This is a genomic window from Haloferax namakaokahaiae (assembly GCF_042663225.1).
Lineage (GTDB): Archaea > Halobacteriota > Halobacteria > Halobacteriales > Haloferacaceae > Haloferax > Haloferax namakaokahaiae.
Genome location: NZ_JBHTAA010000005.1, coordinates 729,266 through 742,120 on the forward strand (window position 1 = coordinate 729,266; position 12,855 = coordinate 742,120).

13 protein-coding genes are annotated in these 12,855 nt (G+C 65.2%); 7 read left to right on the forward strand and 6 right to left on the reverse strand.

Annotated features, from left to right (window positions below; all coding sequences use genetic code 11):
- The first annotated feature begins 90 nt into the window (after positions 1-90).
- Complete coding sequence (locus tag ACFQJC_RS11320) at positions 91-1,146, forward strand: PhoU domain-containing protein (protein WP_390223530.1); 1,056 nt, start codon at positions 91-93, stop codon at positions 1,144-1,146.
- A gap of 40 nt (positions 1,147-1,186) precedes the next feature.
- Positions 1,187-1,648, forward strand: a complete 462-nt coding sequence (locus ACFQJC_RS11325; RefSeq protein WP_390223532.1) for a hypothetical protein — start codon at positions 1,187-1,189, stop codon at positions 1,646-1,648.
- On the opposite strand, the gene ACFQJC_RS11330 is transcribed toward ACFQJC_RS11325, so the two are convergent.
- From ACFQJC_RS11330 to ACFQJC_RS11340, 3 genes are all read right to left on the reverse strand, one after another.
- Positions 1,645-2,403 carry a DUF7547 family protein gene (locus tag ACFQJC_RS11330; protein WP_390223534.1) on the reverse strand — a complete coding sequence of 253 codons (759 nt, stop codon included), beginning with the start codon at positions 2,401-2,403 and terminating at the stop codon, positions 1,645-1,647. The two genes, ACFQJC_RS11325 and ACFQJC_RS11330, sit on opposite strands and share 4 nt — an antisense overlap.
- Before the next feature lie 65 nt (positions 2,404-2,468).
- Positions 2,469-3,545: an NADH:flavin oxidoreductase/NADH oxidase gene (locus tag ACFQJC_RS11335; RefSeq protein ID WP_390223535.1), complete on the reverse strand. Its 1,077-nt coding sequence runs from the start codon at positions 3,543-3,545 to the stop codon at positions 2,469-2,471.
- A gap of 67 nt (positions 3,546-3,612) precedes the next feature.
- Positions 3,613-4,377, reverse strand: a complete 765-nt coding sequence (locus tag ACFQJC_RS11340) for a carbon-nitrogen hydrolase family protein (RefSeq protein ID WP_390223537.1) — start codon at positions 4,375-4,377, stop codon at positions 3,613-3,615.
- Between the two features lie 116 nt (positions 4,378-4,493).
- Here ACFQJC_RS11340 and ACFQJC_RS11345 point away from each other — a divergent pair, with 116 nt between their 5' ends.
- Both ACFQJC_RS11345 and ACFQJC_RS11350 read left to right on the forward strand, forming a co-directional pair.
- Positions 4,494-5,753 carry a HEAT repeat domain-containing protein gene (locus ACFQJC_RS11345; RefSeq protein ID WP_390223539.1) on the forward strand — a complete coding sequence of 420 codons (1,260 nt, stop codon included), beginning with the start codon at positions 4,494-4,496 and terminating at the stop codon, positions 5,751-5,753.
- A 55-nt stretch (positions 5,754-5,808) separates the two neighbouring features.
- Positions 5,809-7,485, forward strand: a complete 1,677-nt coding sequence (locus ACFQJC_RS11350; RefSeq protein ID WP_390223541.1) for a phospholipase D-like domain-containing protein — start codon at positions 5,809-5,811, stop codon at positions 7,483-7,485.
- Position 7,486: 1 nt separating this feature from the next.
- On the opposite strand, the gene recJ3 is transcribed toward ACFQJC_RS11350, so the two are convergent.
- Complete coding sequence (gene recJ3, locus ACFQJC_RS11355; protein WP_390223543.1) at positions 7,487-9,388, reverse strand: exonuclease RecJ3; 1,902 nt, start codon at positions 9,386-9,388, stop codon at positions 7,487-7,489.
- A 118-nt stretch (positions 9,389-9,506) separates the two neighbouring features.
- The gene (locus ACFQJC_RS11360) at positions 9,507-10,361 is read right to left on the reverse strand and encodes a fructosamine kinase family protein (protein WP_390223544.1); all 855 of its coding nucleotides are present in this window, start codon (positions 10,359-10,361) and stop codon (positions 9,507-9,509) included.
- 102 nt (positions 10,362-10,463) lie between these two features.
- Between ACFQJC_RS11360 and ACFQJC_RS11365 the strand changes: the two genes are divergently transcribed.
- From ACFQJC_RS11365 to ACFQJC_RS11375, 3 genes are all read left to right on the forward strand, one after another.
- Positions 10,464-10,949, forward strand: a complete 486-nt coding sequence (locus tag ACFQJC_RS11365) for a Mov34/MPN/PAD-1 family protein (protein WP_390223546.1) — start codon at positions 10,464-10,466, stop codon at positions 10,947-10,949.
- Positions 10,946-11,374 (forward strand): FAD synthase family protein, encoded by a 429-nt coding sequence (locus tag ACFQJC_RS11370; protein WP_390223548.1) that lies wholly within the window; start codon positions 10,946-10,948, stop codon positions 11,372-11,374. Before ACFQJC_RS11365 ends, ACFQJC_RS11370 begins: the two co-directional genes overlap by 4 nt.
- A 139-nt stretch (positions 11,375-11,513) precedes the next feature.
- On the forward strand, positions 11,514-12,032 hold the full coding sequence (locus ACFQJC_RS11375; protein WP_390223550.1) for a monooxygenase family protein: 519 nt from the start codon (positions 11,514-11,516) through the stop codon (positions 12,030-12,032).
- Positions 12,033-12,100: 68 nt separating this feature from the next.
- Here ACFQJC_RS11375 and coxB read toward each other — a convergent pair whose 3' ends face one another.
- Positions 12,101-12,820, reverse strand: a complete 720-nt coding sequence (gene coxB / locus ACFQJC_RS11380; RefSeq protein ID WP_390223552.1) for a cytochrome c oxidase subunit II — start codon at positions 12,818-12,820, stop codon at positions 12,101-12,103.
- Between the last annotated feature and the right edge of the window lie 35 nt (positions 12,821-12,855).

The following is a 12,855-nucleotide window of genomic DNA, read 5'->3' on the forward strand; positions in this document are numbered from 1 at the left end:
GCGAATCGGGTCACGACGACCCTCCACGGAGATTTTGGAGGCTCTCGCGTCTTCGGGGGAGCGAGCAGACAGCGATACCGAACTGAGACAATGGAAACACGAAAGATACAGCAAGTCAGCAACGGCACGTTCACCGTCTCGCTACCGAGAGAGTGGGCTGATGCAGTCGGCATCACCACCGGAACCGTCGTGGACCTTCATACACACATCGACGGACTCCTCGTGGTACAGCCCCCCGGAAGCGACTCGCACGCCGTCGAAACGGTCACGCTCGCGGTCGACGACCAACGACCGGCCAACCTCGAACAGACGCTTCGGGCGGCGTACCTCGCCGGGCCGGACGAGATTGCGCTCACCTCGGAGTCGGGGTTCACCGCCGAACAGCAACACGCCGTCCGGAGCGCCGTTCGCAACCTCGTCGGCGTCACGATTACCGACGAGTCGGAGACGCACATGCGAGCGCGCAACGTCCTCGACGCGAACGAGGTGTCGGTTCGGCAGTCCGTCCGGCAGTTACAGTTCGTCGCGCTGTCGATGCACCGCGAGGCGACCGCCGCGCTACTGGGTCTCGAATCGCCGGCGGCCGTCGTCAGCCGCGACGACAGAGCAGACCGCCTCTACCAGATGACCGACCGGTACTTCACCCGCGCACTCGCGCGACTGGACGAGGTCGATGCGCTCGGCGAGACGCGACAGCAGTTGTTCTACCTCCACGCCGTCGCCCGAGCGGTCGAACGCGTCGCCGACCACGCAGAGCGCATCGCCGCCGTCGCGGCCGATATCGACGACCAGTTGCCGGACTCAATCGCCGACGACATCGACGCCATCGCACACGACGCCAGAGACGCCGTCGAAACGGCGGTCGATGCGGTGTTCGCCGGCGGGAGCATCCCCGCCGCCCGCGACGTACTGGAGACGAGCGAGCGTGTCCAATCGGACCTCGACTCGCTCGAACGCCGACTGTTCGAAGAAGGAGACGCAGATTACCGACTCGTGCGCGTCCTCGATAGTCTCGACCGAACCGTCGAACACGCGAACACCATCGCCGAGGCTGGTGTTCGACGGGCACTCTGCTCCGGTGACGATGCAGACGGGACGGACGACGCGACTGGCACCGACAGCGAGCGCCAGTCCAGCGCGACGTAGCCACGCAAATGTTGATACGGCAACCTGTCGTAGTGTGTGTATGAACGTCCGTCGCTCCCCGTTCCTCCGCGACTCGGCCGCCGCGATTGCGGTGCTCGTCGGTCTCTACGCCCTCGCGTTCGTCCAGTTCCAACCCGTCCAGATTCCGGGCTACCTCCTCATGGTCGGGTTCGGCGTCATCGACACGCTCGCGGGACCGATAACCGCCAACTACGACCTCTGGTTCGGCGTCTACCTCGTCGCGCTCGGTCTCGGTGCTGGGGCGTTCGCCGGCCTGCTTCGAACCGCGTCCCGGAGAGCCGACCTTCCAGCGTGGCGAGTCGCGGTCGCTGGCGCGGCGGCCGTCGTTGGAGTCCTCTCGCTTCTGTTCGCACTCGGCGTGCTATTCACCTCGACGCAGGTGACGCCGGTTCTCATCACTGCCACCACGGCCGTCTTCTTCTTCGCGCTCGCCGCGTGGCTCGCGGGACTGTTCAGCGTCGAAATGAGACCGACTCGTTAGTTCTCGCCGTCCTTTCCGCCTTCGCCGCCCTCGCCGTCGGCCGCCTCGTCCTCGTCGCCGTTCACCTCGCGCTTGATAGATTCGAGTTCGGCATCGACGTCGATTTCCGTGGGCTCGTCCGGCGAGTCCGCCGCGTCGTCATCGTCGTTCTCGTCGGTCACGTCGATTCGAACCGGTGTCGAACGCTCGCGTGACCTGCCGCGAGTGTCGTCTCGTCGCCAGCGGGATTCGAAGCGCGTCTCGTCGTCTCTCCAGCGGCGCTCCCGGTCCGTGCGGTCGCGCTGTGCCTCGTCGATTCGGGCGTCCAACTCGTCGGTGAGGGTTCGCGCGCGGTCGAGGATGTCGCGCGCTTCGGGGTTCGACGGGAGGTCCGCTTCTGAGAGCGCGGTTCGAAGTTCGTTGAGGGCGCGCTCGACACCGGAGACGGCCGCGCGGGGGGCCTCTCGGAGTCGCGGGTCCGAGCTGAATCGGTCGTCTTCGAAGGCGCGGTCGGGGTCCGACAGGCGCATGAGTTTGCGGAGGAGTTCGAGCGAGGCGATGGTCGCTTCGAGGACGGCGATGACCGTCGGGATGGTGTAGGACTCGGTAAAGCGCATCACCTCGCCGAAGGTTGGCGGGCGGGGTGGCTGGAACTGGCCGAGTGTGTCGCGGTCGCCGGCGCGCTCTTCTCGGAGCTCCGTGCCGAGTTCTTCGAGTGTCTCCCCGAGGTCTTCGAGGAGGTCGAGTAACTCGTCGTCTCGTCGTCGGTCGCTCATACCCGCGATTGGGTCGCCGTGGGGATAAGCGTTTGAGGCGCGAAGAAAGCGAGAACAGTTGGCTTTCAGGCGCGTCGGTACTGCGGCGGCCACTCGGCCTCTTCGCCGAGTTCTTCGGCCGCGTGGAGCGCGAAGTACGGGTCGCGGAGGTGTTGGCGGCCCACGATAGCGAGGTCGGCGCGCTCGTTTCGGACGAGTTCGTCGGCGTGGCGGGCGGTCCGAATCCCGCCGACTGCGCCGACCGCGAGGCCGGTCTCGTCGCGGATGCGCTCGGCGTACGGCGTCTGGTAGCCGGGTCCCGCGTTCGGGAGTTGTTGGTCGGGGTGGATGCCGCCGGAACTCACGTCGATGAGGTCTACGCCGAGTCTTTCGAGGTCGGCGGCGAGTCGAACAGACTGCTCGATGTCCCACGACTCGCGGTCGTCCAGCCAGTCGGTCGCGGAGATACGGACGAAGACGGGCTTGTCGTCGGGCCACACCTCGCGGACGGCGTCGGTGACCTCGCGGACGAGTCGCGTTCGGTTCTCGAACGACCCGCCGTACGCGTCGTCTCGGTCGTTGGCGACCGGCGAGAGGAACTCGTGGAGGAGGTAGCCGTGGGCGGCGTGAATCTCTGCAATCTCGAAGCCGGCGTCGAGTGCGCGCTCTGCGGCCACGCGGAAGTCGTCGATGACTCCCTGAATCTCGTCGGTGGTGAGTTTGTGAACCTCGGGAGCGGGTTCGTCTCGCGGGTAGGGGATGGCGCTCGGCGCGACGGGCGTCCAGCCGCCGTCTTCTTCGAGGACCGGGTTGCCGCCGTCCCACGGGCGATGGATGCTTGCTTTCCGCCCGGCGTGGGCGAGTTGAATCGCCGGAACGCTCCCGTGCTCGCTGATGAACTCGGCGGTCGGCGCGAGCGCGTCGGCGTGGTCGTCGCTCCAGATGCCGAGGTCGTTGGGAGAGATGCGTCCCTCCGGCGAGACGGCCGTCGCTTCGGTCATCACGATTCCCGCGCCGCCGACGGCGCGACTGCCGAGGTGGACGAGGTGCCAGTCGTCGGCGTAGCCGTCGGTCGAAGAGTACTGGCACATCGGCGAGACCATGACCCGATTCGGAATCTCGGTGTCGCGGAGTCGCAGCGGCGTAAAGAGCGTGTCCGTCATCGCTCCCTCATTTCGTCCGGGACATTAAGCCCCACCCGGTTGCGGTGATGCAGGCCGGTTTTGGCGACTATTCGACCGACCCGACGAACGCGCGCTGGTCGTCGAGTACGTCGCGGTCGAGCGTCCACATGAGGTCGCGCTCGTCTCGGTTCAACGCCGCTGCGACTGCGCCGTCGGGCCTGACGACGAGCGAGCGACCGGCGAACGTGGTCTGGTCAGAACCGGGAATCGACCCGCCGCCGGTTCGACCCGCGCCGACGAGCCATCGCACTCCGTCGAGCGCGCGAGCGCGACACAGGAGTCGCCAGTTCTCGGAGTGCTCGGCGGGCCACGCGCCGACGACGAACAGCGCGTCGATGCGCTCGTCGGTCAGTGCCGCGCTCTCGCCGACGAAGTTGAGGTCGTAACAGGCGAGCAGGCCGGTCTTCCCCGCGGGCGTGTCGATGACGACGCGCTCCTCGCCCGGCGTGACGACGGACGCTTCGTCGCCCCAGAGGTGGCGTTTTCGGTAGACGGCAGGGTCGCCCTCGTCCGGAACGTAGGCGACCGCGTTATAGAGGGTTCGACCCTCCTGTTCGAGGTAGCCCGCGAGCACGTCGAACTCGTTGTCGTCGGCGAGGTCGGCGAGAAAGTCGAGCGCCTCGTCGCGGGTGAGCGCGCCGCTGAACGCGCGGTTGTCGGCGACGAAGCCCGTCAGCGCGTACTCGGGAAAGCAAGCGATATCGACGTCCTCGGGGAGTGCCTCGGCGCGAGTGCGAATCTTCGCCTTGTTCTCCTCGGGGGCTAAATCGGCCAGCGAGAGTTGCGGAACTGCGACGGTGGGACCGGTCATGCACCAACAGAGTGGGTGCCGCGAAAAAACACCCCGGAATAGTGGCAAGCGTGTGAGCGAGTGACCGCCGAAGCGAAGGGAAACGCTCTTTTTACCGACGAACGGACTTCCGTCATATGAGTGACGGGGACGACGATACGACGGAACTCTCGTTCGAGAGCCTCGACGAACGCCTGAACGAGGCTGGAGAGGCCCTCGAGGCCGCAGAGACCGAATCCGACCTCGACGACGTCGAAGCGACGCTCGACGACATCGAAGCGGACATCGAGGCGGCGGACCTCCCAGAACCGGACGACGAAGACGAAGACGACCCGACCGAGGAACTCGAATCGCACCTCTCGGACCTCCGGGACGACCTCGAAGCCCAGCGCGGTCCGTACGCCGCGGACGTGGTCGAAGAACTCGAAGCGGCCAAGTCCACCATCTCCGAGACCCGCTGGACGGAGCGCGGCGAGGAGGAAATCGTCGTGGCCGTCGAGTCCTTCGCCGAGGAGTTCAACGGCGTGCTCGACGCCGACGTGTCGGTCGATGGCGACGACGAGGACGACCTGAACGCCGCCATCGACGAGGCCATCGCCGCCGTCGAAGCGGCCGACCTCGACGCGGACGACGACGCCGAAACCATCGCAGAGTTGCTCGAAGTCGTCGAGGGTCTCACGACCGGTCTCGACGACTCCCAAGAGTGGGACGACCTCGAAGTCCGCGAGAAACTGCAGGCACAGGGCTTCTACGACGTGCTCGGCCACTACAAGGACTACCCGCCGGAACTCTCGGCGCTCAAAGAGCACGAGAAGCGCGGCAACGTCGAGATGATCGTCCTCGCCTTCGAGAGCCTCCAGTCCAACTTCATGCAGGAGTACTGCATCGAGGCGCTCACGCGCATGAACGACCCGCGCGGCTACGAAGCGATGGCCACGAAGGCCAAGCGCCGCGACAAGGGTGCTATCAAGGCAATCGGCAAGATGGGTGCCGAAGAGGGCGTCGAGATGCTCGTCGATTACATCGACAGCGACAACGACCCGGCGCTCCAGAAGGTCGTGTTCAAAGCCCTCGGCGAGATTGGCTCCGAAGAAGCCACTCAGCCGATTGCGAACAAACTCGAACTCGAAAACGTCAACGTCCGTTCTGCGGCCGCGCGCTCGCTCGGCCTGCTCGGTGACACGCGCGCCGTCGCCCCGCTCACCGACGTGCTCGCCGACGACGAGAGCGACACGGTGCGCGCCAGCGCGGCGTGGGCGCTTCGCCAGATTGGCACGGAGTCCGCGCTCGAAGCGGCCGCCGACTACGCCGACGACCGTTCCTACCTCGTCCAGCGAGAGGCCGAACTCGCCGCCGAATTCCTCGGCGACGACGTGACCCACGAAGCGACGGTCTAACCGGCCATCGCCCCCCGGCGAACCTTTTTATCCGAACACGGGACCACCGCGGCGTGTGTCGTACGCACATCGCGTCGTTCTCGTGTTGGTGCTGGTCTGTCCAGCAGTTGTGGCCTCACCAGCGGCCGCGACACCACCGACTGCGGCAGTGCCGACTGCAACACCATCGATTGAGACAGTCTCGAACGCGACGACTGCGGCAGTCTCGAACACGACGACTGCGGCAATCCCCGATGCGACGACCGACGGTGCGACGGTACACGTCGTCGCTTTCCTGCCCAATCCAACGACGCCCGACGACCGCGGTGAGTTCGTCGTCGTCAGCGCGCCCGAGGGAACGAACGTCACGCTGGACGACGGCGAAGGGCGGGTTTCGTTCGTCGCACCCGGCGGCGACGTCGCGGTCACATCGAACCCGGCGTACACGTCGAACCTCACCGACACGCCCGTCGTCTCACCCGGTCTCGAACTCGCAAACGGCCGCGAGACCGTCACGCTCAGTGTGAACGGGAGCGTCCGAGACCGGTTTTCGTACACTCGCGCCGAGGAGGGCGCGGTCGCCACGCGGACCGAAGACGGGTGGTCGTGGTGGCCGCGAGCACTTCCGAAGCGCCCCGTCACGACGCACGGGTCGGCGAACGCGACGGTGTTTACGCTCCCCGACTCGCCCGAGATTCCGAAATCGACGCTCCGCGAGGCCGATACTCGAATCCTGTTGGCCGGCTACGTCGTCACCTCGCCCGCCGTCGCCGACGAACTCGTCGCGGCACAGGAGCGCGGCGTCCACGTCGAAGTGCTCGTAGACGACGCGCCGGTCGGCGGTTTCTCACGACAGTCCGCGCAGGTGCTCGACAGACTCGCGTCGGCGGGCGTGACCGTCCGCGTCGTCGGCGACCCGCACTCGTTCCATCACCCCAAATATGCGGTGGTCGATAACCGCGCGCTCGTCATGACCGAGAACTGGAAGCCGTCGGGAACGGGCGGAAACAAGAGTCGCGGGTGGGGCGTCATCGTCCACTCTGCGTCCGTTGCGGCCGACCTCGCGCGGACGTTCGAAGACGACTCGTCGCTCCCGCAGACACGGCCGTGGAGCCGATTCGAACGTCGCACCTCGTTCGTCGATGCAGACTCGGCCACGGGGTCGTATCCGTCGCGGAGCGAGCCAACACGAGTTGCCGTCGATAGCGTCGCCGTTCTCCGCGCGCCCGACAACGCCGAGGGTGCGGTCGTACGGCGACTCGACTCGACAGACGACCGAATCGACGTGATTCAGCCGACCGTCGAACCCGAGTCGCCGTTCGTCTTCGCGCTCAAGCGCGCCGCCGAGCGCGGGGTTCGCGTTCGCCTCTTGCTCGGGAGCGTGTGGTACGTCGAAGACGAGAATCGACGCCTCGCCGACGAGTTGAACGCGTGGGCCGAGCGGACCGGCAACCCGCTGTCGGTGCGTCTCGCCCGCCCTGCCGGTCGATACGGAGCGATTCACGCCAAGGGCGTCGTCGCCGACGACACGGTCCTCGTCGGGAGCCTCAACTGGAATCGTCACTCCGCACGCGAGAACAGAGAAGTCGTCGTCGCGCTCGAAAGTGCGGGCGCGGCGGCGTACTATCGCCGCGTGTTCGACGCCGACTGGCGCGCGAGCAATCGCGGGCCGCGTCCCGAACTCGTCGCGCTCGCGGTCTGTGCGGTGCTCGTCGGCGTGGTCGCGCTTCGAAAAATCGAGTTCGAATCCTAACCTATGCGGTCGAAGAGAGTTCTTCGTCGATGTCGGCTTCGGCCATCTTCTCGACGAGGCTGTCGATGACTTCCTCGCGCATGCCGCTGACGAACTTGATGGAACCGACGACGAGGTGGCCGCCACCGGAGACGCCGCCGCCGACGACTTCCTCGTTCAACTCGGCGACCATCCGCGGGATGTCGAGGCGGACGCCGTCGGAGCGGAGGACGGCGAAGTCGGGACCGTAGCCGATGGTGATGACCGGTTCGCCCGTCTCCTGGACCTTCAGGTCGTGGAGTTTGCCCGTCGTCTTGCCCGGCGCGGGGTAGGTAAAGCGGTGTGCCCACTTGTCGAGGTCGATGCGGTAGAGGTTCGCCCCGCTGTCGAGGCGCTCGTGTTCGAGGTGGGGTTCGGCCGCTTCGAGTTGTCGGTTCACGTCGCGCTCGGCGCGCGAGGAGAGGAACTCCACGAGTTCTTCGTGGCGCTCGTCGTCGTCACAGCCGACGTTGAGCACGTCGTTGACGATGGACGCGCCGTCGCTGTAGCGAAGCCAGTGCGCGGCGTAGTCGAGGGCTTCGCCCACGTCAAGGAGTCCGTCGCGGTCGTAGCCTTCCGCCTCGGCGAGACCGATGTAGTCGTCCATGACCTCGGCCTTCGAGCGGTCCGAGAGACCGGCGACGGCGGGGACGTGACGGAGTTCGTCGGTCACGTCGGGGTAAATCATCCGCGCGAGTTCGACACACATCATCCCGGTCGTGATGCGGTAATCCTCGCCGTGGAGGTACGGGTTGACGTGCGCGTCGAGCAGCGGGTCCACCGCTTCGGGGTCGGGGTGGTGGTGGTCCACGACGGCGATCGGCACGTCGTAGTGCGCGAGGTTCTCGTAGGCGGGCACGTCCTCTTCGGTCGAGCCGTTGTCGAGCATGAGGAGGAACGGGAGGCGCTGGCCGTGGCGTGCGCGACCCTCCAAGGCGAAGTTCAGGTCGCGGGTCACGTCCTCCATCTCGTAGAACGGTGCCTTCGAGGGGAGGCGCTTGAACAGGTGGCGCGGCGCGTCGGGGTCGTCGTGCACGTCGGCGATGAAGCGTTCGAGCGCGAGTTGGACTGGCACCGAGGCACACATGCCGTCACCGTCGGCGTGGTGCCGGACGCGAATCGGGCGGCCTTCGAGGACCGTCCGTCGCAGGAGTGTGGCGACTTCTTCGAGGTCGTCGCGGAGTTTCTCGAACGCCGGCCACTCGACGAGCGGTTCGACCGACTCGGGTTGCGAGCGCTCGCTGAACTCGGCTTCGATGCGTTCGCGGGCGTCGGCTTCCGCGTCACCGTCGAGTTTGGTCAGGTCGTCCACTTCGAGTTGACGCGTCCCCTCGTGGTCTTCGACGGTGCCCGTCATGCGGACCACGTCGTCGAGTTCGACCTGTGGGAACGCGCGGACGCCCGCTTCTTCGAAGGCGGCGGCGGCGACGATACCGCTCTCGTCGGCGATGCGGAACACCGTCGGGCCGCCCGTCTGCTTGATTTGGGCGACGAGACCCTCGATAGTGACCGTCTCGCCGGTCGAGAGGTCCGCGATGGGCGTAATCGTCGGTTCGTGGTCCACGGTTTCGGTGCGGTAGTTCTCGGGCGTGTCTTCGGCGAACGCGATATCGCCGTTCTCGCGCACGTCGTCGAGTCGGACGACGAGCCGGTCGCCGACGGAGTAGTCGTTCGAGAGGTTGGACTCGTGGATGAGTCCGGAGACGGCGTCGGACACGTCAACGAAGATACCGTATTCGACGACGCCGTTGACGACGGCGTGGTAGTGTGCGCCGACATCGACGTCGTCGGCAGTGCAGTTCGGAGCGAGGTCAAAGACGATTGGTCGTGAGTCCGAATTCGGACCCAAGTCGCCGCCGGAATCCCCGGCGTTCTCGTCGTTCATAGTCGGCCTAGGTCGGGGGGTGGTGTTAAGCTTTACAAATGTCTCGCGTGTGGGAGCGATTCGCGTCGGGTCGATACGCCGTGACCGGCGGCCGAAGCACCCCCGCCGCGACGACTCGTCAGTATCCGAGTTCGTCCAGTGCGTCTTCGACCGACGAGACGTGCTCGGAGCCGAAGACGCGGACGTGTTCGAGGAGTGGAAACAGCGCGTACAGCGGCGAACGCACCTCGAAGAAGTCGGCTTCGATGTGCCGGTGTTCGTCGTACGCGTCGAAGAACGCGTCTCCCGCGGCGTCGAACCAGTCGATGTAGGCGAGTTCGACCTCCGGGTGGCCGTAGTAACACGCCGGGTCGAGGAAGGCGACGACCCGCCCGTCGCGGACGCGGAGATTCGCGCCCCACACGTCGCCGTGAACGAGCCTCGGAGACGACGGTTCGGAGACGAGGCTATCGAGGTCGGCGGTGACCGACTCGATTCGTCTGAACGTCGAGTCGGGTAAACCCGCTTCAGTCGCCGCCTCGGCCCACGGGAGGAGACGCTGGTCGCGGAAGAACTCGACCCAACTGTCGGTCCACGGGTTCGGCTGTCGGTACGGTCCCGAGAGCGTATCGTACGCGAAGCCGAACGCAGGTGCGGCGTTCTCGTGAAGTGCGGCGAGGTGAGACGCGAGGTCGCGTTCGGCCCGGTCGTCCAGCGCCGAACGCCCTTCGACGTAGTCGAGGACGAGCAGGTCGCCGTCGGCGTAGTGGACGTGCGGGACGGGAAGGCCAACCGCGTCGAGAGAACGAAGCATCCGTGCCTCCACGTCGAGCGGCGTGTCGCCGACTTTGGCGACGACGGGGTCGAAACCGTTGAAGTCGAGTCGGTAGACGCGTCCGACGTGTCCCCCGTCGAGTTCGCTCGTCGCGGTCGGCGGCCCTCCCGCTCCGAGCGCGTCTCTCACCCGAGCGACGAGTTCGGAATCTACCGTCACACCGGTACTTCGTCGGGTGCACACCTCAGTATGGTGGTTCTGTCTCTCGCGTTCACTGACCGTTTCGGAACCCTTAGATGCCGCGCGGTCGGACGAGAGAATATGCGACTCTTTCGGTCGCGGGAGGTTATCGGAATCGCCAGTGAGGCGCTCGATTTCGCACTCGAAGCGTCGGCGGAGACGCACCCAAACGAGTACATGGGACTGCTCCGCGGCGAAGACGCGACGCGTCTCGGCCTCGACCGCGATGGATACGTCATCACAGACGTGCTCATTATTCCGGGGACGGTCTCGGACCCGTACAGCGCGACGGTGCGCAACGACCTCGTGCCGAACGACTTTCGCGCCGTAGGGTCGGTTCACTCGCACCCGAACGGCGTGATTCGCCCGAGCGAGGCCGACCTCGACACCTTCGGCAGCGGGAAAGCCCACATCATCATCGGCGCACCCTACGGCCCGAACGACTGGAAGGCGTTCGACCAGTCCGGCGAAGTTCGTGACCTGCCGGTGTACAACGTAGACCTCCCGGACCCCGAAGCGTTCTTCGATTTTACACAGGAAGACATCGACGCGGAGTTGGACCGATGACGCGCGTCATCGCACAGGGGACGTTCGACATCCTCCACCCCGGCCACGTCCACTACCTCTCGGATGCCGCCTCGATGGGCGACGAACTCCACGTCATCATCGCCCGCTCGTCGAACGTGACCCACAAGCAAAAGCCGATTCTCGACGACCGACAGCGCCGCGACATGGTCGCCGCACTCGACGTCGTGGACGAGGCCCACCTCGGCCACGAGACGGACATCTTCGTCCCAATCGAGCGAATCGACCCCGACGTTATCGTCCTCGGCTACGACCAACACCACGACGAGGCAGACCTCGAAGCGGCGCTCTCGGACCGCGGCATCGACTGCGAGGTTGCCCGCGCGAGTCCGCGCGAACCCGCATACGACGACGAATTACTCTCGACGGGCCGCATCATCGACCGGATTTTAGAACGCCGCGGCTGAAGTCGAGTTCGAGCGATTTCGACGAGCGGTCGATTCTCTTTTCGGCGGGGGAATTGGCGTCAGTGGCGCGTCGAGTGACGTGCACAAGCTATCATATCTCTGAACAGTTTATCGTCTCAGGAAGCGTAGTGACCGTACGATGCCAGAGATTTTCCGAGAGCGGATGGCCGCGGAGATGGACGACGGGTTCGTGATTTACATCAACGGGATGCGACTCAACAAGCTTCGCGCGCTCCCGCATTGGTTGCTAGCGAACTGGAGGGTAGCGAAGATGTTCAGAGAACTGGAAGCAGACCCGGACAGTGGATTCCTCGGCTACACACCGATATTCCTCGGACTCCGAAAAGGTGCCGCGATGCAGTACTGGCGGTCGCTCGAAGACCTCCAGCGGTTCGCAACTGACCCTGACGGCTCTCACGTGCCGGCGTGGCGGTGGTACAACGAGGAGGCCGACCCCGACGGTGGTCTCGGGTTTTGGGCCGAACTCTACGTTATCGACGGCGACTCGTTTGAGACGTTCTTCCGGAACGTTCCACCCATCGGAATCGGAAAGTTCGCCACGATGGTTCCGATGCGCGAACACGAGCGCCGGCTCGGACTCTCTCCCGATGGGAGCGCACGCAGTGCGAACACGACCCAAGAACGTATCGAGAGTTAAGCGAAATTGCGTTCGACTAGAGCGCGTCCGCTCACGCGGAGTGAAAACGAAGGAGAAGCGAATACCGGTTATTCGCCGGAGTTCGACTGCTGCTGTTCGTCGAGCCAGGTCTGGTACTCGTCTTCGGAGACGACTTCGACGGTGAAGTACATCTGCGAGTGAGCGACGCCACAGAACTCAGTACAGTAGCCCTGGTAGGTGCCTTCCTCGTAGGCGACGGTCTTGATGGTGTTCGTCGTCGTCGGCATCGCGTCGGTCTTCAGCGCCAACTCGGGGACGTGGAAGCCGTGTATCACGTCCTGTGAGGTCACGTGAATCACCACCGGACGGTCCTTCGGGATGACGATTTGATCACCCGTCGTGAAGTTGCCGTTCTCGGGGTAGTACATGTTCCAGCCCCACTGGTAGGCTTCAGCCGTGATGACGACCGGGTCCTCGTCGGCCGAGATGGAGTCTGCTTGGTACGTGACGTTCTCGTTCGCCAGCACGCCGTAGGAGGCGACGCCGACGAAGAGCAGGATAATCGCGGTTGCGATGGTCCACGTGATTTCGAGACGGCGGTTCTCCTTGGTCGGCAGCGCGCGCTCGGAGTTGCGGAACTTATACACCGTGTAGAGCAGGATGACCTCTACGAGCAGCGTAATCGGGATTGCGATGTAGAGCAGCTTCCCGTTCAGCTGATTGATAAGTTCTGACGAGGCAGACGTCTGCGCCGCGACGGGTGTCGCAAAGAGTGCGACCGCAACCGTCACGAGCAGGGACGCGAGCGCGAAACGCGTCTTTCTCATGCTATTCGAGGCTTAGGAATAGCTGCATAAATGCA